General features: G+C 42.1%; 19 protein-coding genes. 17 read left to right on the forward strand and 2 right to left on the reverse strand.

What is annotated here, in order from left to right; genetic code table 11:
* Positions 1–5 precede the first annotated feature (5 nt).
* The 7 genes from argB to NSS76_RS05630 all read left to right on the forward strand — a co-directional run bounded on the left by argB (position 6) and on the right by NSS76_RS05630 (position 8793).
* Entirely contained in the window at positions 6–782 is a 777-nt protein-coding gene (gene argB / locus NSS76_RS05600) for an acetylglutamate kinase (protein ID WP_025093396.1), read from the forward strand.
* On the forward strand, positions 779–1930 hold the full coding sequence (locus NSS76_RS05605; RefSeq protein ID WP_044335428.1) for an acetylornithine transaminase: 1152 nt from the start codon (positions 779–781) through the stop codon (positions 1928–1930). The genes argB and NSS76_RS05605 overlap by 4 nt, the downstream gene beginning before the upstream one ends.
* Before the next feature lie 70 nt (positions 1931–2000).
* Positions 2001–3062: a carbamoyl phosphate synthase small subunit gene (locus tag NSS76_RS05610; protein ID WP_024425061.1), complete on the forward strand. Its 1062-nt coding sequence runs from the start codon at positions 2001–2003 to the stop codon at positions 3060–3062.
* A complete protein-coding gene (locus NSS76_RS05615; RefSeq protein ID WP_125586509.1) occupies positions 3055–6135 on the forward strand; it encodes a carbamoyl phosphate synthase large subunit in 3081 nt (1026 codons plus the stop codon). Before NSS76_RS05610 ends, NSS76_RS05615 begins: the two co-directional genes overlap by 8 nt.
* The gene (gene argF, locus NSS76_RS05620) at positions 6132–7082 is read left to right on the forward strand and encodes an ornithine carbamoyltransferase (protein ID WP_041110110.1); all 951 of its coding nucleotides are present in this window, start codon (positions 6132–6134) and stop codon (positions 7080–7082) included. The genes NSS76_RS05615 and argF overlap by 4 nt, the downstream gene beginning before the upstream one ends.
* 102 nt (positions 7083–7184) lie before the next feature.
* Entirely contained in the window at positions 7185–7364 is a 180-nt protein-coding gene (locus NSS76_RS05625) for a YjzC family protein (protein WP_008348517.1), read from the forward strand.
* Between the two features lie 163 nt (positions 7365–7527).
* Positions 7528–8793 carry an MFS transporter gene (locus NSS76_RS05630; protein ID WP_034282089.1) on the forward strand — a complete coding sequence of 422 codons (1266 nt, stop codon included), beginning with the start codon at positions 7528–7530 and terminating at the stop codon, positions 8791–8793.
* 111 nt (positions 8794–8904) lie between these two features.
* On the opposite strand, the gene NSS76_RS05635 is transcribed toward NSS76_RS05630, so the two are convergent.
* Positions 8905–9099 (reverse strand): YjzD family protein, encoded by a 195-nt coding sequence (locus NSS76_RS05635; protein ID WP_003211779.1) that lies wholly within the window; start codon positions 9097–9099, stop codon positions 8905–8907.
* Between the two features lie 212 nt (positions 9100–9311).
* Here NSS76_RS05635 and NSS76_RS05640 point away from each other — a divergent pair, with 212 nt between their 5' ends.
* The 4 genes from NSS76_RS05640 (at position 9312) to NSS76_RS05655 (ending at position 11965) form a co-directional block, all read left to right on the forward strand.
* Positions 9312–10052 carry a hypothetical protein gene (locus NSS76_RS05640; protein WP_024425057.1) on the forward strand — a complete coding sequence of 247 codons (741 nt, stop codon included), beginning with the start codon at positions 9312–9314 and terminating at the stop codon, positions 10050–10052.
* Positions 10053–10125: 73 nt separating this feature from the next.
* The gene (locus tag NSS76_RS05645) at positions 10126–10701 is read left to right on the forward strand and encodes a nad binding enzyme (RefSeq protein ID WP_103132101.1); all 576 of its coding nucleotides are present in this window, start codon (positions 10126–10128) and stop codon (positions 10699–10701) included.
* Positions 10702–10792: 91 nt separating this feature from the next.
* Positions 10793–11755, forward strand: coding sequence for a BMP family ABC transporter substrate-binding protein (locus NSS76_RS05650; protein WP_024425055.1), 963 nt, complete (start codon positions 10793–10795; stop codon positions 11753–11755).
* Positions 11756–11767: 12 nt separating this feature from the next.
* On the forward strand, positions 11768–11965 hold the full coding sequence (locus NSS76_RS05655; RefSeq protein WP_024425054.1) for a ComZ family protein: 198 nt from the start codon (positions 11768–11770) through the stop codon (positions 11963–11965).
* Between the two features lie 10 nt (positions 11966–11975).
* Here the strand turns inward: NSS76_RS05655 and NSS76_RS05660 are convergent, their stop codons facing one another.
* Complete coding sequence (locus tag NSS76_RS05660) at positions 11976–12209, reverse strand: hypothetical protein (protein WP_024425053.1); 234 nt, start codon at positions 12207–12209, stop codon at positions 11976–11978.
* Positions 12210–12380: 171 nt separating this feature from the next.
* Here NSS76_RS05660 and NSS76_RS05665 point away from each other — a divergent pair, with 171 nt between their 5' ends.
* The 6 genes from NSS76_RS05665 (at position 12381) to NSS76_RS05690 (ending at position 19332) form a co-directional block, all read left to right on the forward strand.
* Positions 12381–13319, forward strand: a complete 939-nt coding sequence (locus NSS76_RS05665; protein ID WP_024425052.1) for a beta-ketoacyl-ACP synthase III — start codon at positions 12381–12383, stop codon at positions 13317–13319.
* Positions 13320–13340: 21 nt separating this feature from the next.
* A complete protein-coding gene (gene fabF / locus NSS76_RS05670) occupies positions 13341–14582 on the forward strand; it encodes a beta-ketoacyl-ACP synthase II (protein ID WP_024425051.1) in 1242 nt (413 codons plus the stop codon).
* A 77-nt stretch (positions 14583–14659) separates the two neighbouring features.
* Positions 14660–15463: a DUF2268 domain-containing protein gene (locus NSS76_RS05675; protein WP_024425050.1), complete on the forward strand. Its 804-nt coding sequence runs from the start codon at positions 14660–14662 to the stop codon at positions 15461–15463.
* A 149-nt stretch (positions 15464–15612) separates the two neighbouring features.
* Positions 15613–16593, forward strand: a complete 981-nt coding sequence (locus tag NSS76_RS05680; protein WP_025093401.1) for an ABC transporter ATP-binding protein — start codon at positions 15613–15615, stop codon at positions 16591–16593.
* The gene (locus NSS76_RS05685; protein ID WP_341081227.1) at positions 16590–17612 is read left to right on the forward strand and encodes an ABC transporter ATP-binding protein; all 1023 of its coding nucleotides are present in this window, start codon (positions 16590–16592) and stop codon (positions 17610–17612) included. The genes NSS76_RS05680 and NSS76_RS05685 overlap by 4 nt, the downstream gene beginning before the upstream one ends.
* Positions 17613–17697: 85 nt before the next feature.
* Complete coding sequence (locus tag NSS76_RS05690; RefSeq protein ID WP_341081229.1) at positions 17698–19332, forward strand: peptide-binding protein; 1635 nt, start codon at positions 17698–17700, stop codon at positions 19330–19332.
* Positions 19333–19500: the final 168 nt, after the last annotated feature.

Below are 19500 nucleotides of genomic sequence, written 5' to 3' on the forward strand. Positions count from 1 at the left end.
TAGACATGAATAAAACGATCGTGTTCAAGTGTGGAGGCAGTGTCATTCGAGAACTTTCAGATACATTTTATGAAAATGTCCGCTCACTTCAAGCTGCTGGATTTAAGCTGGCTATCGTGCATGGCGGAGGACCTGAAATCACCGACATGCTGCAAAAATTAGAAGTGAAAACAGAATTTGTTGATGGTCAGCGTAAAACAACGAAGCCTGTGTTAGAGGTAGCCGAAATGGTTCTCTCAGGAACAGTCAATAAATACTTTGTGTCAGAGCTTGCAAAGCATGATATATCATCTGTCGGCGTATCCGGTAAAGATGGGCAGATGCTTGTCGCCGATTTCCTTGATCAAGACGTTTACGGGTACGTTGGTGAAATCAAAGAAGTTCATCCAGAGATGGCAGAAGCACTCATGGAGAAACAATTCATTCCTGTGATTGCGCCGCTGTCTATGACGGAAGAATGCCAAACCTTAAATGTGAATGCTGATTTAGCTGCATCAGCTGTCGCCGGAGCGATGAAAGCTGATAAGCTCATGTTTGTCACAGATGTTGAAGGCATTTTAAAAAATGGTGAACTATTAGATGTCGTCACAGAACAAGAAGCCCTTTCACTCATTGATGAAGGCATTATTTCCGGGGGAATGATTCCAAAAGTACAATCCGCTTTGAGTGCTTTATCAGGTGATGTAGATGAAGTGATGATCGTAAATGGCAAAGGCAGTATCTTTACAGGAGAAACCTTTAAAGGAACAAGAATCGTGAAACAAAAGGAGGCGGTCCTGTGAGTCATCTTTTTCAAAACTATGGACGGTGGAATGTTGAAATTAAAGAGGCAGCAGGTTCTTGGGCAATCGATACAAATGGAAAAAAATATTTAGACTTTATACAAGGCATTGCTGTTACAAATTTAGGCCACAATCACCCAAAGGTCAATCAAGCCATTAAGGAACAGCTTGACCACGTCTGGCACGTATCGAATCTATTTGAAAATGGATTGCAAGAAAAAGCAGCAGAAAAGCTGGCAGCAAACAGTTCAGGGGATCTCGTGTTTTTCTGCAATAGCGGGGCAGAGGCAAATGAAGGTGCCATTAAATTAGCACGTAAAGCGACAGGGAAAACAAATATCGTCACATTTTTGCACTCTTTCCATGGGCGCACGTATGCTGGTATGGCTGCCACAGGTCAAGATAAAATCAAAACTGGCTTTGGCCCTATGCTAGAAGGCTTTCACTACGTACCGTTTAATGATCCAGACGCTATGTCAGCCTGTGCAGTCGATGATGTGGCAGCGGTGATGCTGGAGGTTGTGCAAGGTGAAGGTGGAGTGAATCCAGCGACACCAGAATTCCTTGAAGCCGTTCAAGCATTTTGCAAAAAGCATGAAGCACTGCTGATTGTAGATGAAATTCAAACGGGCATCGGTCGTACAGGAACAGCATTTGCGTACGAAGAGACGTGTCTTGACCCTGATATTATCTCAGCAGCAAAAGGGTTAGGCAACGGCTTTCCAGTTGGTGCAGTGATAGGGAAAAAAGCTCTAGGAGATGCATTCTCTCCAGGTTCACATGGTACAACATTTGGTGGGAATATGCTCGCCATGGCCGCTGTGAATGCGACACTCGATGTCATTTTCAAAGAAGAGTTTCTTTCAGAAGTGAAAGAAAAGGGTGATTACCTGTTAGAAAAGCTGCAAAAAGTCAAACAGCTGAATATTGTAAAAGAAGTGCGGGGAAAAGGATTGATGGCAGGTATTGAATGTGATCAGCCAGTCGCCGGCTATATCACAGCTCTTAGAGAACAAGGTTTGCTTGTGCTTCCAGCTGGTCCGAATGTCATTCGTTTATTACCTCCGCTGAATGTGAAGAAAGCAGAGCTGGATCAGGCGATCGAAGCAATTGTTCAAGTATTAGCCAATAAAACAGTTTCGGTGTAAATTTTTTTACAAACGAACGTATAAAAATACATTTGTATCATTAATTATTCAATTTTGGGGTGACATAAGCATGAAAGGTTATTTAAATTTAGAAGATGGAGCCTCTTTTGAAGGAGATCTGACAGGAGAAGCTGGCATCACAGGTGAAGTGGTCTTTTTTACAGGTATGACAGGTTATCAAGAGGTGCTCACAGATCCTTCCTATAAAGGTCAGATCATTGTTTTCACATATCCGCTGATCGGAAATTACGGCATTAACCATGAAGACTTTGAGAGCAAAAAGCCTCAAGTAAAAGCGGTGGTTGTGTACGAGGCAGCAGAGCATTTTTCACATCATCTTGCAGCAGTCAGCTTAAAAGATTATTTACAAAAGTGGAATATCCCGCTTCTGACACATACAGATACGCGCGCAGTCGTGCAAAACATCCGGGCAAATGGAACGATGAACGCTGTGCTCAGTGTAGACGAAAACGAAACACCGCCTGCAATGAAACAAGACAATGTCGTCGCACAGGTGACAGATAGTGAGATTTACACACAAGGCAGCGGTGAGGAGCATGTGGCGCTCATTGATTTTGGCTTTAAAAAATCAATTGCAGATTCGCTTGCAGCACGCGGCTGTAAAGTAACCGTCATTCCATATAAACAAATGGAAAAGGTATTTGAGATTAAGCCGGATGCGATCCTGCTCTCAAACGGACCTGGAGACCCGAAAACCATGACACCGTATTTAAAAACAATTCATGACATTATGATGTCATTTCCGACACTTGGGATCTGCCTAGGTCACCAATTAATCGCTCTTGCACTTGGCGGAGATACGTATAAGCTACCATTTGGCCACAGGGGAGCGAATCATCCTGTCCAGGATACAGAATCCAAACGTGTCTTTATGACAAGTCAGAACCACAGCTATGTTGTGAATGAAAAAAGCATGAATGACAAAGAAGTGGATGTGAAATTCCTTCATGTCAATGATGGATCTGTAGAAGGATTCATTCATAAAGAAAAGCTGATTATGTCAGTTCAATTTCATCCAGAAGCACACCCAGGGCCTGCTGAAAGTGAATGGGTATTCGATGATTTTATTGAGAAAGTGAAACAAGCAAGGAGAGAAGTCGCACATGCCTAAAGATCAAAGCATACAAACCATTCTAGTCATCGGGTCTGGTCCAATCATCATTGGTCAGGCAGCAGAATTTGATTACTCAGGAACACAAGGATGTATGGCCTTAAAAGAAGAAGGCTACAAAGTCATCTTAGTGAATAATAACCCAGCAACCATTATGACAGACGAGTCTTTTGCTGATGAAATCTATTTTGAACCGCTTTCAGTTGATTCAGTGACAAGAATCATTGAAAAGGAAAAACCAGATGGTCTTTTAGCCAACCTTGGCGGACAGACGGCTTTAAACCTTGCTGTCGAGCTGGAAAAAGCCGGTGTGCTGAAAAAGCATGGGGTGACCCTGCTCGGAACGTCAGTTGAAACCATTGAAAACGGTGAAGATCGAGAGAAATTCCGTGCTCTCATGAAGCATTTGAACGAACCTGTGCCAGATAGTGAAATTGTGGATAATGCGGAAGATGCTCTTCAATTTGCAAAAGAAGTCGGCTTCCCAGTTATCCTAAGACCAGCATACACACTTGGCGGTAAAGGCGGCGGAATCGCTCTAACAGAAGAGGCGTTTAAGCCGCTCATTGAAGGAGCTCTTTTAGCGAGTCCAATTCACCAGTGTTTAGTTGAAAAAAGCATAGCTGGCTTTAAAGAAGTCGAATATGAGGTCATGAGAGACCGTCAAAATACGTGTATCACGGTATGCAACATGGAAAATATCGATCCAGTTGGTGTGCATACAGGAGACTCGATTGTCGTTGCACCTTCCCAAACATTAACAGATCAGGATTACCAAATGCTCCGTTCTGCAAGCCTGAAAATCATTTCAGCGCTGGATGTAGTCGGCGGCTGCAACATCCAATTTGCCCTTGATCCACTCAGTAAAGAATACTTTGTCATTGAGGTGAATCCTCGGGTCAGCCGTTCTTCCGCTCTTGCATCAAAAGCAACAGGCTATCCGATTGCGAAAATGGCAGCTAAGCTTGCGGTGGGTTATACGCTAGACGAATTGAAAAACCCGCTCACAGGCACAACCTATGCTAGTTTTGAGCCGGCACTCGATTATGTTGTCGTGAAATTCCCGCGCTGGCCGTTTGATAAATTTAAACAGGCAGATCGTCAATTAGGCACAAAAATGAAGGCCACTGGCGAAGTCATGGCGATTGATCGGAATTTAGAGTCAGCCATTCAAAAAGCAGTTGCATCACTTGAAATTAAAACGAAGGGCTTCCACCTTCCAGAACTGAAAGAGCAATCGACAGAACAATTATTTGAACTCATCAAAACACCAGACGATCGCCGGTTTTTCGCTGTTATGGAGCTTCTTTCAAGACAAGAAACGGTTGAAACGATTCATCAAACGACGAAAATTGATCGATTCTTCTTACATGTGTTCCAGAATATGATTACGCTCGAACAAGAATTGAAAGATCATAAGGGGACGTTATCAAAAGATACCTTGAAAAAGGTAAAGGAAAAGGGTTTCCTTGATGAAACGATTGCTCTTCTTACGGGTTACACGGAAGAGTCAATCAGGCAGCTTCGTCAAGAATACGGCATTGCTGCTTCATTTAAAATTGTTGACACATGTGCGGCGGAATTTGATGCAAAAACGAATTACTTCTATTCCACCTACTTCGGCAAAAGCGATGGTGAACATCAAGAAAAAACAAAGCAGCGTGCACTCATCATTGGCTCTGGTCCGATCCGAATCGGGCAGGGGGTCGAGTTTGATTACAGTGCCGTTCATGGCGTTCTGACCTTGCAAAAGCTTGGATTTGAAACCATCATGATGAACAACAATCCAGAAACAGTCAGTACTGATTATGAGATTGCCGATCGTTTATATTTTGAGCCGATTACATTAGAGCACATCCTAAACGTTGTGGAAGCAGAACAGATTGATTTTGTCATTGTCCAATTTGGCGGACAGACTGCGATTAACGTCGCAGAAGGATTGGAAAAAGCCGGTGTCACGTTGTTAGGTACGTCCTTTGATACGCTGGATGCACTTGAAGACCGTGATTTATTCTATCAGCTTCTTGATGAACTGAATCTTCCTCACGCAAAAGGAGATACGGCTCATTCAAAAGAAGAAGCACTCGTACATGCGAAAAGCATCGGTTACCCTGTATTAATTCGCCCATCGTATGTCATTGGCGGAATGGGAATGATCGTTGTTCAGTCAGAAGCACATTTGGCGTCACTGCTTGATCAGCCAGATCATTTACCATACCCAATCTTAATTGATGAGTACGTCACAGGAAAAGAAATTGAAGTCGATCTTATTTCTGACGGGAAAAAGGCCTTCATTCCAACCATCGTAGAACATATTGAGAAAGCGGGCGTGCACTCAGGTGACAGCTTTGCCATTTTACCAAGTATCTCAATCAGTGAAGACATCAAACAGCAGGTGTATACCGCGTCTGAACAAATAGCGAAGAAATTAGCGTTCAAGGGCATTATGAATATCCAATTTGTCATCAAAGGGGATCAGGCGCTTGTATTAGAAGTGAATCCGAGGGCAAGCCGGACTGTACCAGTCGTCAGTAAGGTAATGGGCATTGATATGATCCCAATGGCCACTCAATTATTAGCTGGTGCATCGCTTGAAAAACTAAACCCTGCAACGAAAAACAAAGGGGGGACAGCGGTCAAATTCCCAGTGTTCTCATCACATGCCATTCAAGATATCGACCTCAAGCTGACACCTGAAATGAAAGCGACAGGAGAAGGTATGTGTGTAGGCAAGAACGCCGAAAGCGCCTTGAAAAAAGTGTTTGCGCCGATCTGGAAGCAAAAAGGAAGCCTCTTTATACAAGGCAGCGATCAATTGATAGATGAAGCGAAGCATGCAGGCTTTGACGTCTGGACTGGCAGCTTTGAATCTTGGCTGCAGAATGAAGACAAATCCCTTCATATTCATTTAGGAGAAGATGAAGAGGCAAAAGAGCAGCGTGTAAAAGCACTCACACACGGCGTTCAAGTCCTAACCGAATATGAAACAGTTCAAGCATTCCTGCAAGGAAAAAATGGAGATGTATCACCAGTATCGCTCCATGAATTATATAAAAAGGAAGTGACGGCATGAGTCAAGTCGACGTGCAACCGGCATTATACGGAAAAGACTTTTTATCATTAAAAGATTTCTCAATCCATGAGATTGCTTATTTAATTGAAAAAGCGGAAGAAATGAAACAAAACCCATATCAAGATTTATTCAAAGGAAAAACGTTAGCGATGATCTTTGAAAAATCTTCAACTAGAACCCGTGTCTCGTTTGAAGCGGGGATGACGCAGCTAGGAGGACATGCGCTCTTCCTCAGCTCAAATGATTTGCAAATTGGCAGAGGAGAAACCATCAGTGATACAGCGCAGGTGCTGTCTGGTTATGTCGACGGTATTATGATTCGAACCTTTGAACATGAGAAGGTTGAAGAGCTTGCACAATACGCGTCAATTCCAGTCATTAATGGATTAACTGACTACTCACATCCATGTCAGGCGCTTGCTGATTTATTAACCATTAAAGAAACAAAAGGTACTTTAAAAGGAATCAAAGTGGCCTATATCGGTGACGGAAATAACGTGGCGCACTCCTTGATGGTCGGCTGTGCGCAGCTAGGCTGTGACATTGCGGTTGCATCACCAAAAGGCTATGAACCACTTCAAGAAGTAACAGACACTGCCCGTGAGTTTGCAAAACAATCAGGCGCAGAAGTGACTGTGACAACAGATCCTGTTGCAGCTGTAAAAGATGCAGATGTTATTTATTCAGATGTGTTTACAAGCATGGGGCAGGAAGCAGAAACAGAGAAACGTCTTGCTGAATTTAAAGAATATCAAGTCAATGACGAACTGATGAGTCATGCAGCAAAGGACTATATTTTCCTTCATTGTCTCCCGGCACATCGCGGGGAAGAAGTAACGGCAGATATTATTGACGGGCCGCAATCAAAAGTATTTCAACAGGCAGAAAACCGCCTGCATGTGCAAAAAGCGTTAATGAAAGAACTTATGTATCAACCATCCAAATAAATCCAAGTGTCCCTGACTCGTATGAGCAGGGACTTTTTGCATAAAGGATTGGAGAGGCAAGGGACGGGACATAATAACATCAATCGAGAAAGGAGGATGAAAATGGGTCAGCAGCATCAGTTTAAATCAGGGAATAAAGCACCGAATAATGGTGTGTATATCGAGATCGGCGAAACTGGAAGTATGGTGAAAGATCCTTTAAAGATTAAGCTTAAAGCAGGCGATGTCTTTCCTGATAACTCGAACCATAATCGCGTTTGGACCTACCAAAGAAAGCCGTAAGCAATTGACTAAGAGTCAGCAGGAATAAGACTTTAGAGGCATGTGTCATGCCTCTTTTTTCTTTATAATAAAAAACAATTAAGTTCAAATTTTCAAATAAATAGTATGAAAAAAAGAGAACTTAAGGTAAAATATGTAATATATTGTTGAAAGGATTTGTGTGATGGAAAAGATGAATCTCAGTGAAAGTGTTTGGAATAAACGCTTTACCTCATTATTCATATCAAGACTCATTAAAAACACAGGGGAAAGTTTTGCTTTTACATCCGTCCTTTGGCTATTGATTTTAAGAGGGGATGGAGCGCTAGGTACAGGACTTCTTCTAGCAGTAACTGTTCTCCCTTCATCTTTGTTAGCCCCAATATTAGGACCTCTTATGAAAAAGCACCATTTGTCTAAATGGATGTTCGCTTCAGATGTTGTTCGAGCAACAATTGTACTCATTATTCCACTTCTGCACTTTTCGCATCTATTGCCTCTATGGTTATTGATTTCATTAATGGTTATTCAATCGGCAACAGGTGCAGCTTATAATCCAGCTTCGGTGGCGATCTTACCGCAGATTGTTCCAAAGCATCTCATTCAAAAAGCAAATGCAATCCTGCAATCTTCTTTTGAGATTGTTGCACTTGCAGCAGTCATGGTGGCAGGTCTTTTGGTTAAATTAATTGGACCTGCAGATACTCTGCTGATCACCACTGCTTTATTTGTGATTTCTGGTCTGTTTATTATCGGGGTCAAACTAAAGAAAACCGATGAAGAAAAAGCAGCGGGCATTAAACAAGCGAAGAATACATATTTGTATAACTTAAAAAGAGGTTTTCTCGTTGTCAAAAACCATCACATTTTATTTGCGCTCACGCTGTATTGTATCTTAATGAATGTCGCAGCAGCTCCGTGGCAGGCACTGTCAGCGGTATACGTAGCAGAAGCGCTGCAAAGCGACTCCATGGTGTATTCCATTTTAAGAGGTGTTGCCGCAGTTGGCGCGTTTATGATGGGCTTTGCTCTGGCAAAGGTGAAAATTAAGAGATTTGGTTTGTTCTTTATTGTCGCTGGCATGATTGAAGGGGCTGCATTCTTTATGACAGGGATGAGTACATGGCTGCCGGTTGTTCTGCTTGCTTCCTTTATTTTCGGAGCTGCTGTCAGTGCGATTAATGTGCCGGAAATGGTCATTATTCAAACATCTGTTGACCAAGAGGATCAGCCGCAAGTATATGCTGTGATCAATGCCTCATCAAATGTCTTCCTCCCGCTTGCAGCTGTCGTATCAGGCGTCCTGGCAGAAAGATTTGGAGCGGGACCTGTCATTGCTGGCGGAGGAATCCTTGAAATTTTATCAGGTATCGCGATCTTCCTGTTTACAGGGCTTGCGAAAAGCCATTTGACAGAGGACAAACAGAAGTCCGAAACCGTCGAGGTCTAAACAATAAAAACCCCCTGTATGTTTAAGGCAGGGGGTTTTAGCGTGCCGCAATCACTCTGAAAAAAAGAAAAAAGAGCTAAACATCAATTTAGCTCTTTTTCACAAGTCATATTAAGAATGTTTTGTTGAACTTTCCGTTTCTTTCATTGGACTTACTTCAGCAAAGATGAATAAAATAACCGTAAACACAACTGCAAGAATGGAAGTGAGCGTAAAATCATAAGCAGCTCCATTCATAGAGGCAACGATGTAACCAGCCATATGTGTTAGCAGAAAAGTCCAAATGAGGGTGATAATATAATGCATAATCCCACCGTCCTTTATGTAACAATCTATTGATTATCATACCATAGATGCAAGTGAAGGGAAAAGACTGTTTTCCGCCTTTATGTGACCAATTTGAGACCTTCTGCTATAAAAATAAAAAGAATTCTTCTGTCTTTAGGGGATTTCCTTATTCCTACAAGAGTTGTTGTTCATATCATAGAAAGCAGAATCACTGAAAGGAGGCTGGCCATATGGGTGTAAGCGAACGTTTTTTCCAGCTTGGTTCCCAGTGGAACATCATTCACCTTCCTCAAAAACCAAATGGCTTTGGCATTCTAATCCTCGGTGACCGAAATCACTTTGTGCAGGAAAATACATCATTCTGGCTTCAGCATTATGGAAGAAACCAGCTTTTAACTGCCTTAAAGGATGAAGGATATACATTATTTAATAGTCATCTTCATGGGAATCACTGGGGATGCGAAGATGCTGTTTTTAGTGCCAAGCAGCTCGTGCATCACACACTAAAACAAGAAATATTAAACCGGGAAATTCATGTGCTCGCAGAGGGAATGGGTGCACTTGTTGCCATGAGCCTTGCTGAGGAGATGCCTGAAGTACTAAGGTCCATTGCGATGGTGAATCCATGTCTGAATCTGGATGCACAACGAGAAAGAGAAAAGGAACACAAATTCTTTTATAAGCAGCTGCTCAAAGAGTTAGCAGAGAGCTATGGCTGTTCTGAAAAGGAAGCTGAAACGTATCCACTGCCTTCTTGTCCTGTTCATTCTGCTCATGTGCCGATTCATATATGGCAAAGGCTAAACGGCGCACCTTATGCATATGAACTTCACGCAAAGCCTTTTATTGATCAGCATATGAAAAATCCAGAACATTGTCAGGTCGATCTCACGCTGCATATGTTTGATCATCCGAGAAGAATCTTTCAATCCATTCACAAGTTTTATAAATCGCATGAAAGAGAATTGTGATGAATAGGATGATAACAGCCCTTCATAGAAAGGGCTCTTCTTTTTATTCGATATTAAAAAAGGGGACATGAACATGGAAACAGGACTGATCATAGGGGCAGATGAGTTTTTTGGCCTGACACTTTGTGAATATATGATGAAAGAGGGCATTCAAGTGGATATCATACGTCCTCAAGATCTTAAAGAAGAACAAAAGGCACTGTTAGAAGAGCGGATGATGTGGCTGGGCAGAAATGATCTCGTTCGTGTCATTGACCTTCAGGATAGCAAAGACACATATGACTTCATTTTTATTCAATCAGAGGAATCGCATAACAGGCTGAAAGACATCAAAGCAGAGCATGGCATGTACCGGATTCTTTATGAAAAACCTGAAAACGAATCAGCGAAACAGAATGTGCCGGCAGTTATTCTTCCTCGCATGTTCGGACCATGGACACTCAATGAAGATCAAACAAAGCGTGCAGATTCACTTTTTGTAGAAGATGTGGCAAAGGAATTGTTACAATGGGCATCGGACACAGGTCAAAGACAGGATATGACGTATGAACTGAAGGTAGAAAGCCAAACAGATGACAAACAAGCAGAAGACATGATTGCAGAATGGAAAAGACAAAACTCAACATTTTTCGACAAAAAGCAAGAATGATCTTCCATCTTATCTTTTTTCAGTATAAAATAAACCTATATTTAACATACAGGTTCATCACTGCATGTTGTAAAAGGGAGTTGAACATGGCATGAAGTACCAGCGGCTTGTCATGATCTTTTCGTTCCTTCTTCTATTATCTGCCTGCTCGCAGGCGCCTTTAAAAGGAAAAATTGAGAAGGTGGGTTTACTCGTCCCCGATACGATCAATGATCAAGTTTGGGGAACGAAAGGTTATAAAGGCTTATTAAGTATCCAATCAACATTTGGTGTAGATGTTTATTATAAGGAAGGAATGGTCGACAAGGAGAAAATCGTTGATGCCATTGAAGAATTCCATAAAAAAGGAGTCAATTTGATTATTGGCCATGGCAATGAATACAGTGAAATTTTTAACTTGATCAGTGAAGATTATCCAAACATACAATTTATTACGGTCAATGGAAACAAGCCTCAGGCGGGCAATGTCACAAACGTGACGTTTAAAGGTGAAGCGATGGGCTTTTTCGGAGGCATGACAGCTGCACATATGTCAAAAACAAAAAAGATTGGTATTCTTGCTACATATGATTGGCAAAGTGAAGTAGACGGCTTTATCAAAGGAGCAAAATATCAAGATGAACATGTACAAGTATTAGCAGAGTTTGTCGAAAACTGGGATGATGCTGACAAAGCGGTGGAGCTCTATCAAAAATTAAAAAAGCAGGGCGTTGATGTTGTGTATCCAGCAGGTGATGGTTATAATATCCCTGTCATTGAACAAATCAAAGCCGATAATTTATCAGCGATCGGGTACGTCACCGATCAATCCAACCTCGGCAGCCATACAGTTTTAACGAGCACTGTACAGCATGTTGATAAAGCGTACAGTATCATTGCAAAGAAGTTTAATGAAGGCAAGCTAAATGAACAAGATGAGTACTCCTTTGATTTTAAAGAAGGAGTGGTCGAGATGGGGAAATTTAGTTCCACCATTGACGACGCTTTTGTGAAAGACATTGAAAGTGATATTGCGTCATACAAAAAAACAGGTAAACTGCCAAATGAAAAGTGAGGAGACGACGACATGCAGCACGAAAAATCGATGGAATTTTTACAAATTGCCATGAAGTATTTTCCGCAGGCGAAGGAAGAGTTAGATAAAGCAGGGATTCAGCTTGAGCCTGAAGCACTTCAGCCGCTTCTAACATTATTTACATCTGTCATGCAAGAAGCATACGAGCTTGGAAAAGCAGATGCAGAATCAGAAAAAGCCACAGAATAGTGGCTTTTTTTTATGATAATTTTTTCTTGAAGGCACTAATCATAGGACCAACATCTTTAAACACAGGCTTCAGCTCATCGATGGAGTTCATAATGTTCCCAATTTGATTCATGACATGCATGTAGTCAATTGAGTCATCACTTGAAGATGTCTCCGCACGTTCCTCCTTTGCCTCTGTCTTGCTTTTCTCCTTTTCAAGCGGCTGTCCAAACATCATTGCTGAGAAAATATCTTTTTGCGCCATATCACATGTTCCTTTCTACTATTGGTATATATCATTAATCTATGAAAAAAGTGAGAGGAAAGGTTAGACGTTTGTATTGCCAAGAAGAAAAAAATAAGGTAAAATTAGTACCAGATACTAATATAAGATCACAATATCACATGCTCGTATGAGTAAAAGGAGTCTTATTCAATGAATGCTGGAATTATTGGCCTTGGCCGCTATATACCTGAAAAAGTATTAACAAATCATGATTTAGAAAAAATGGTTGAAACTTCTGACGAGTGGATTCGTACTAGAACAGGTATAGAAGAAAGAAGAATTGCATCTGATGATGTCAATACATCTCATATGGCGCTTGCTGCTGCAAAAAAAGCATTAGCTGACGCAGATGTGGCTGCAGAAGATATCGATATGATTCTTGTGGCGACAGTCACGCCAGATCAAGCATTTCCGACAGTTGCTTGTATGATTCAAGAGCAGCTCGGTGCACATAAAGCATGTGCAATGGATATTAGCGCTGCGTGTGCTGGCTTTATGTATGGGCTTGTTACTGGAAAACAATTTATCGAATCAGGAACTTACAAACACGTGCTTGTCGTCGGTGTTGAAAAGCTTTCTCGCATTACCGACTGGGATGACCGCAATACAGCTGTTTTGTTTGGAGATGGAGCTGGAGCTGCTGTGCTGGGAGAAGTCAGCGAAGGTAAAGGAATTCTATCATTTGAACTTGGAGCAGATGGAAGCGGCGGGAAGCACTTGTACTTAGATGAAAAAGATCATACAATCATGAATGGACGAGAAGTATTTAAATTTGCTGTAAGACAAATGGGCGAGTCAAGTGTAAATGTCATTGAAAAAGCTGGATTATCAAAAGAAGACGTTGATTTCTTGATCCCGCATCAAGCAAATATTCGCATTATGGAAGCAGCACGTGAACGCTTAGAGCTTCCAGTTGAAAAAATGTCGAAGACTGTCCATAAATATGGAAACACATCAGCAGCATCCATTCCAATTTCACTATGTGAAGAAATCGAAGCCGGAAAAATTCATGACGGCGATGTGATTGTAATGGTTGGTTTTGGTGGCGGATTAACTTGGGGCGCAATCGCTATGCGATGGGGCCGATAAAAGAGTGGGGTGCACAAATTAATGGATAAAAAACGAGTAGTTGTTACAGGATTAGGTGCTTTGACACCACTTGGCAACGATGTAGAGTCAACATGGAAAAATGCTTTAGCGGGTGTATCAGGGGTTGGACCTATTACACGTGTCGATTCAAGTGAATATACCGCAAAAGTAGCGGCAGAACTAAAAGATTTTAACATTGAAGATTACATGGAGAAAAAAGAAGCGCGAAAAATGGCACGCTTCACGCAATATGCAGTCGTTGCTGCTCAAAAAGCGCTGGAAGATTCACGTCTTGAAATCACAGATGAAATCGCACCGCGTGTTGGTGTATGGGTTGGGTCTGGTATTGGCGGACTTGAAACATTTGAAGAGCAGTTCGAAGTGTATTCAAATAAAGGGGCAAGACGCGTCAGTCCATTCTTCGTCCCAATGATGATTCCTGATATGGCGACAGGCCAAATCTCTATTGCACTTGGCGCAAAAGGGGTTAACTCTTGTACAGTGACAGCATGTGCAACAGGAACAAACTCAATTGGTGATGCATTTAAAGTGATTCAGCGCGGTGATGCAGATGCGATGATCACAGGCGGAACAGAAGCGCCATTAACAAAAATGTCGTTTGCAGGTTTCTGTGCGAACAAAGCCCTTTCGACAAATCCTGATCCAAAGACAGCAAGCCGTCCATTCGACAAAAACCGTGACGGATTTGTCATGGGTGAGGGTGCAGGGATTATTGTTCTTGAAGAACTTGAGCATGCCTTAAAACGTGGTGCGACCATTTATGCAGAAATCGTTGGTTATGGTTCAACTGGAGATGCCTACCATATAACAGCACCAGCTCCGAATGGAGAAGGCGGCGTCCGTGCAATGAAAGAAGCGATTCGAGATGCAGGTTTATCTGTGGAAGACATTGACTATATCAATGCCCACGGTACAAGCACACCTTACAATGATAAATTTGAAACAATGGCGATTAAAGAAGTGTTCGGAGAGCATGCGAACAAGCTTGCGATCAGTTCGACAAAATCAATGACAGGTCACTTACTTGGCGCAGCAGGCGGAGTAGAAGCCATTTTCTCTGTTCTTGCGATTAAAGACAGCGTCCTTCCTCCAACCATTAATCTTGAAACACCGGATGAAGAATGTGATCTTGATTATGTAGCAAATGAAGCACGTTCAAAAGAAGTACAAGTGGCTTTAAGTAACTCACTTGGTTTTGGCGGGCATAATGCGACAATTATTTTCAAAAAATACGAAGCATAATACTTGCTGAGAAAGCGGCGGTCGATAAACAGATCGCCGCTTTTTTGCATATGATGAAAATGGAGGTGTTCAGCGGTATGGGTCTGATCAATACACAATATCTCATTCATCAATCATCATCATTTCAGGAGCTTGCAGCGCGCTTTGTTCCTTATTTTAAAGGGGCCGAGGAAAAAGAATGGTCGTCTATCCTCGCTCACCTGCAGCATCACGGGATGGTTCGGTCTTGGAGCTCGTGCAAAAACATGATCGACAAGCTCAAGGAAAAAGGGTACTTCAAGCTTGTCATGAAAGAATATCAAACGCTTCAAAAGCAGTGGGAAGGTCCAGACATTCCTGTGTTTATTTTACCTGTCAATGAGAGCAGCAGAGAAATCAGAGAGCAATTTTATTATCAATCCGGCATGGCATTTGATGACAAGGTCTTTCTTTTTTTGTCTCCAAATACCCCGAAGGAGCGAATCGGTACATTGCTGACTCATGAATATCACCATGTATGCAGGCTGCATTTTCTCTCAAAAGAAGAAAAAGACTTTACATTCCTCGATACAATCATGATGGAGGGGCTCGCTGAATATGCTGTGTATCATAGATATGGAGAAAACTATACAGCGAAATGGACCACCTTCTATAGCGAAGAACAGCTTCAGCGTATGTACAAGAAATGGGTATCCAGTCATCTTGATCAAAGAGTCCAGGACGACGAAAGGCTGATACAGAATCTTCTTTATGGAAAAGGGAACTACCCTAAAATGCTTGGTTACGCTACCGGGTTTTATATCGTGAAAAAATATTTCAATGAGCACCGAATCAGCGAGGAATCTATGATTGCAGAGCCAGCAGAAACCTTTTTAAAGGCAATAGAATCACAAAGTGAATAATTCACATAAAAAGAGACATATTACAAATTTACTAAATACTTCTTGATTTCGTCATAACGATGTAATAATATACAAATAATTCTTTTTATTTTTAAAATACAGAATATTCAGGTTCGATTCTATTGATCTAAGGAGAAAGGGGCGAATGAATGAGCACGCTGCTTGAAGTGCAAAACTTAAAAACCTATTTTTTTCGAAAAAAGGAACCGATACCTGCTGTGGATGGCGTTGATTTCAGCATCAACAGAGGAGAAACTGTCGCATTAGTCGGTGAGTCTGGGTCTGGCAAAAGCATTACGTCCTTATCCATTATGGGTCTGATTCATGGCACGGGCGGGAAAATTATGGACGGTTCCATCAAACTTGATGGAAAGGACCTTGTTACATATAGTGAAAAGGAATTATGCAGCATCCGTGGTAATGATGTATCTATGATCTTTCAGGAACCCATGACCTCACTTAATCCCGTCTTAACCATCGGAGAACAAATAACAGAAATCCTCATCTATCACAAAAAACTTTCAAAAAAAGAAGCGGTCAAAAAAGCGGTTGATCTGCTGAAGCTTGTTGGTTTTTCCCGCCCGGAGCAAATCATGAAAGATTATCCGCATCGTTTATCAGGCGGCATGCGGCAAAGAGTGATGATTGCCATAGCGCTAAGCTGTGATCCGAAGCTTCTCATTGCAGATGAACCGACAACTGCCCTGGATGTGACCATTCAAGCACAGGTACTCACTTTAATGAAAGATTTATGCTCTACCTTTGGTACATCTATTCTTCTTATCACACATGATTTAGGTGTCGTGTCTGAAGTGGCAGATCGAGTGATTGTCATGTACTGCGGACAGGTTGTTGAAAATGGGACTGTCGAAGAGTTGTTTGAACAGCCGCTTCATCCTTACACAGAAGGGCTGCTTGAATCGATTCCTGTCATTGACGGAGACATACAGCCGTTAACAGCCATCAAAGGAAATGTTCCTGCGCCAGATCAGCTTCCAGCCGGCTGCCGCTTTGCTCCTAGATGTCCGCAAGTGAAGGAACGCTGCCTGGGAGAACTGCCTAAGCTGAGAACATTTGAAGATGGCAGAAGCGTCAGATGTTTCTTATATGAGGAGGCAGACCACACATGACACTTGCTCAAAATCAAACACACATAACAGACTTACCAGAGAAAGAAACGATCCTTGAACTGAAACAGATTCGAAAACATTTTCCGATTAAAGCGGGCGTCTTTCAGAAGAAAGTCGGTGCAGTGAAAGCTGTTGACGGCATAGACTTGAAGATTTATAAAGGTGAAACGTTAGGTATTGTCGGGGAGTCAGGATGCGGGAAATCCACCCTAGGCCGGACAATGATTCGCCTATACGAACCAACCGACGGTCAAATCTTTTTTAAAGGGCAAGACATCACGCGCGTATCAGAATCAAAGCTAAGACAATCTACACGAAAAAACATCCAAATGGTTTTTCAAGATCCCTTTGCATCACTCAACCCTAGAAAAACACTTCGAAGCATCATCAAAGAACCCTACAAAACACATCACTTATATTCCTTAAAAGAAAGAAATGAAAAAGTAGAACAGCTTTTATCAAAGGTAGGTCTTCATCCAAGCTTTGCGAACCGCTATCCCCATGAATTTTCAGGCGGGCAGAGGCAGCGGATCGGCATCGCTCGTGCGCTTGCCATGAATCCCGACATGATCATCGCAGATGAGCCTGTATCAGCACTTGATGTATCTATTCAGGCGCAGGTTATTAATCTGATGGAGGAGCTTCAGGAGGAATTTGACCTTACCTATCTATTTATCTCTCACGATTTAAGTGTGGTCAGACATATTAGCGATAGAGTCGGCGTCATGTATCTCGGCAAAATGATGGAGCTTGCCGATAAGCACAGTCTGTACGATGAACCGCTCCATCCATATACACAGGCTCTGCTTTCTTCCGTTCCTGTCACCCGTAAAAAAGGGCAGACGAAAAGAGAACGCATTATGCTGCAAGGCGATTTGCCGAATCCTGCAAATCCGCCAAAAGGCTGCGTATTTCACACAAGATGCCCGCATGCGAAAGAAATCTGTAAAGAAAAAGTACCAGCATTTCAAGAATTAAAAACGAACCACTTTGTTGCCTGCCACCTCTACAACGCTTGATCAAGCTTGTATGATCTCATCTTTGAGAGGGGGGATGAAACAGGATTCAGTCATTATTTTAAAAAAAGAATAGGGGGAATTGTCTATGAAAGGTAGAAATAGAAAGTCCATTCTGGTCAGTTTACTGCTGATTTTTACATTAATCCTTGCTGCTTGTTCTGGTGGAAATAAAACGTCTGGAGACAGTGAAAAGAAATCCACAGGTAAACCGGTACAAGGCGGCGATCTTGTCATCGGTTCAATTGCAGAGCCAACATTATTTAACTCGCTGTATTCTACAGATGTGGCAAGCTCTGATATTGAAGAAAGAATCTACAGCTTCTTACTTCAAACAGACGGAAAGCTCAACCCTCAGCTATCGCTGGCAGAGGATATTAAAGAATCTGATGACGGCAAGCAGTTTGATGTCACCATTAAAAAAGGTGTGAAGTTTCATGATGGTGAAGAACTGACTGCTGATGATGTTGTGTTTACATACAGCATACCAATCAATAAGGACTACAACGGGGAGCGCGGATCAGGCTTTGAAGTTTTAGAGTCTGTTAAAAAAACAGGGGACTACTCGATCGAATTCAAGCTCAATAAAAAAGATCCTTATTTTTATAATGTCACACTAGGAAGCTACGGTATTTTACCTAAGCATATTTTAGGTGATGTGCCTATAAAAGATCTCGGTGAAAACGAATTTAACCGAAAAAAACCAATCGGTTCAGGTCCATTTAAATTCGCAGAATGGAAAGAAGGAGACTACGTCAAACTAGAAGCCTTTGACGATTATTGGGATGGACGTCCTTACCTTGATACTGTCACAATTAAAACCATTCCTGATCAGAATGCAGCGATTGCCCAGCTGTCAGCAGGAGATATTGATTTCTTTGCTGTACCAGGATCCGAGCTGCAAACAGCTGAAAAAGTGAGCAACATTAAAATCGAATCTGATCTAGGACTCAATTATTCATACATTGGCTGGAACCAGAAAAACGAACTCTTTAAAAGTAAAAAGGTCCGCCAAGCACTGACACATGCCATTGATCGTCAAACGATTGTTGACCAAGTGCTAGATGGAGACGGCAAAGTAGCCAATATTCCAGAAAGTCCGCTGTCCTGGAACTATCCAAAGGATGAAAATGTTCCAGTGTTTGAGTTTGATCAAGAAAAAGCGAAAAAGATGCTGAAAGAAGAGGGCTGGGAGGATACAGATGGAGACGGCTATCTTGATAAAGATGGCAAGAAATTCACCTTTGTCATAAAGACCAACCAAGGAAATAAAGTTCGCGAGGATATCGCTGTCGTTGTCCAGCAGCAGCTCAAAGAAATCGGTGTGGAAGCGAAGCCGCAAATTGTGGAATTCAGTGCACTCATTGAGCAGACGACACCGCCTAAGTGGGATTATGATGCGCTGCTGCTCGGCTGGAGCCTTGCGACATTCCCTGATCAATTCAGCATATTCCACTCAAGCCAGTCAGAAAAAGGCTTAAATAACATCTGGTATAAAAATAAAGAGGTCGATAAGCTGTTAGTTGATGCTAAAAACTTAAGCGATCGAAAAGATTATTCAAAGGCATATGAAAAAATTTATAAACTGATCGCAGAGGATCAGCCGTATACGTTCCTTTACTATGCTAACTCACATCGTGCTATGCCATCTAATCTCCAAGGCTACTCTTACCACCCGAAAGATGAATATTACAAAATTGAAAAATGGTGGCTTGAACAGTAGGCTGATAGTGAAGAAGGGGGGGATTCTCCCCTTTCACCGTGAGAACAATCCCTTGCATTCGGTGTCAGTTCTCTGCGTGGGTGCTAAAAAGATCACTTCGTTCGCTCCGCCATCAGCACGAGAATTCAAGGGTTTTCAGATCACGCTGAAAAGCAGACAAAGGGCTAA

Origin of the sequence: Bacillus sp. FSL R5-0654, from assembly GCF_038008745.1 — a bacterium.
GTDB classification, from domain to species: domain Bacteria; phylum Bacillota; class Bacilli; order Bacillales; family Bacillaceae; genus Bacillus; species Bacillus safensis.

Excerpts from the sequence above, each read along its gene's own strand:
- argB (WP_025093396.1), top strand. The coding sequence starts at position 6 with ATGAATAAAACGATCGTGTTCAAGTGTGGAGGCAGTGTCATTCGAGAA.
- NSS76_RS05610 (WP_024425061.1), top strand. The coding sequence starts at position 2,001 with ATGAAAGGTTATTTAAATTTAGAAGATGGAGCCTCTTTTGAAGGAGAT.
- NSS76_RS05615 (WP_125586509.1), top strand. The coding sequence starts at position 3,055 with ATGCCTAAAGATCAAAGCATACAAACCATTCTAGTCATCGGGTCTGGT.
- argF (WP_041110110.1), top strand. The coding sequence starts at position 6,132 with ATGAGTCAAGTCGACGTGCAACCGGCATTATACGGAAAAGACTTTTTA.
- NSS76_RS05625 (WP_008348517.1), top strand. The coding sequence starts at position 7,185 with ATGGGTCAGCAGCATCAGTTTAAATCAGGGAATAAAGCACCGAATAAT.
- NSS76_RS05630 (WP_034282089.1), top strand. The coding sequence starts at position 7,528 with ATGGAAAAGATGAATCTCAGTGAAAGTGTTTGGAATAAACGCTTTACC.
- NSS76_RS05635 (WP_003211779.1), bottom strand. The coding sequence starts at position 9,099 with ATGCATTATATTATCACCCTCATTTGGACTTTTCTGCTAACACATATG.
- NSS76_RS05640 (WP_024425057.1), top strand. The coding sequence starts at position 9,312 with ATGGGTGTAAGCGAACGTTTTTTCCAGCTTGGTTCCCAGTGGAACATC.
- NSS76_RS05645 (WP_103132101.1), top strand. The coding sequence starts at position 10,126 with ATGGAAACAGGACTGATCATAGGGGCAGATGAGTTTTTTGGCCTGACA.
- NSS76_RS05650 (WP_024425055.1), top strand. The coding sequence starts at position 10,793 with ATGAAGTACCAGCGGCTTGTCATGATCTTTTCGTTCCTTCTTCTATTA.
- NSS76_RS05655 (WP_024425054.1), top strand. The coding sequence starts at position 11,768 with ATGCAGCACGAAAAATCGATGGAATTTTTACAAATTGCCATGAAGTAT.
- NSS76_RS05660 (WP_024425053.1), bottom strand. The coding sequence starts at position 12,209 with ATGGCGCAAAAAGATATTTTCTCAGCAATGATGTTTGGACAGCCGCTT.
- NSS76_RS05665 (WP_024425052.1), top strand. The coding sequence starts at position 12,381 with ATGAATGCTGGAATTATTGGCCTTGGCCGCTATATACCTGAAAAAGTA.
- fabF (WP_024425051.1), top strand. The coding sequence starts at position 13,341 with ATGGATAAAAAACGAGTAGTTGTTACAGGATTAGGTGCTTTGACACCA.
- NSS76_RS05675 (WP_024425050.1), top strand. The coding sequence starts at position 14,660 with ATGGGTCTGATCAATACACAATATCTCATTCATCAATCATCATCATTT.
- NSS76_RS05680 (WP_025093401.1), top strand. The coding sequence starts at position 15,613 with ATGAGCACGCTGCTTGAAGTGCAAAACTTAAAAACCTATTTTTTTCGA.
- NSS76_RS05685 (WP_341081227.1), top strand. The coding sequence starts at position 16,590 with ATGACACTTGCTCAAAATCAAACACACATAACAGACTTACCAGAGAAA.
- NSS76_RS05690 (WP_341081229.1), top strand. The coding sequence starts at position 17,698 with ATGAAAGGTAGAAATAGAAAGTCCATTCTGGTCAGTTTACTGCTGATT.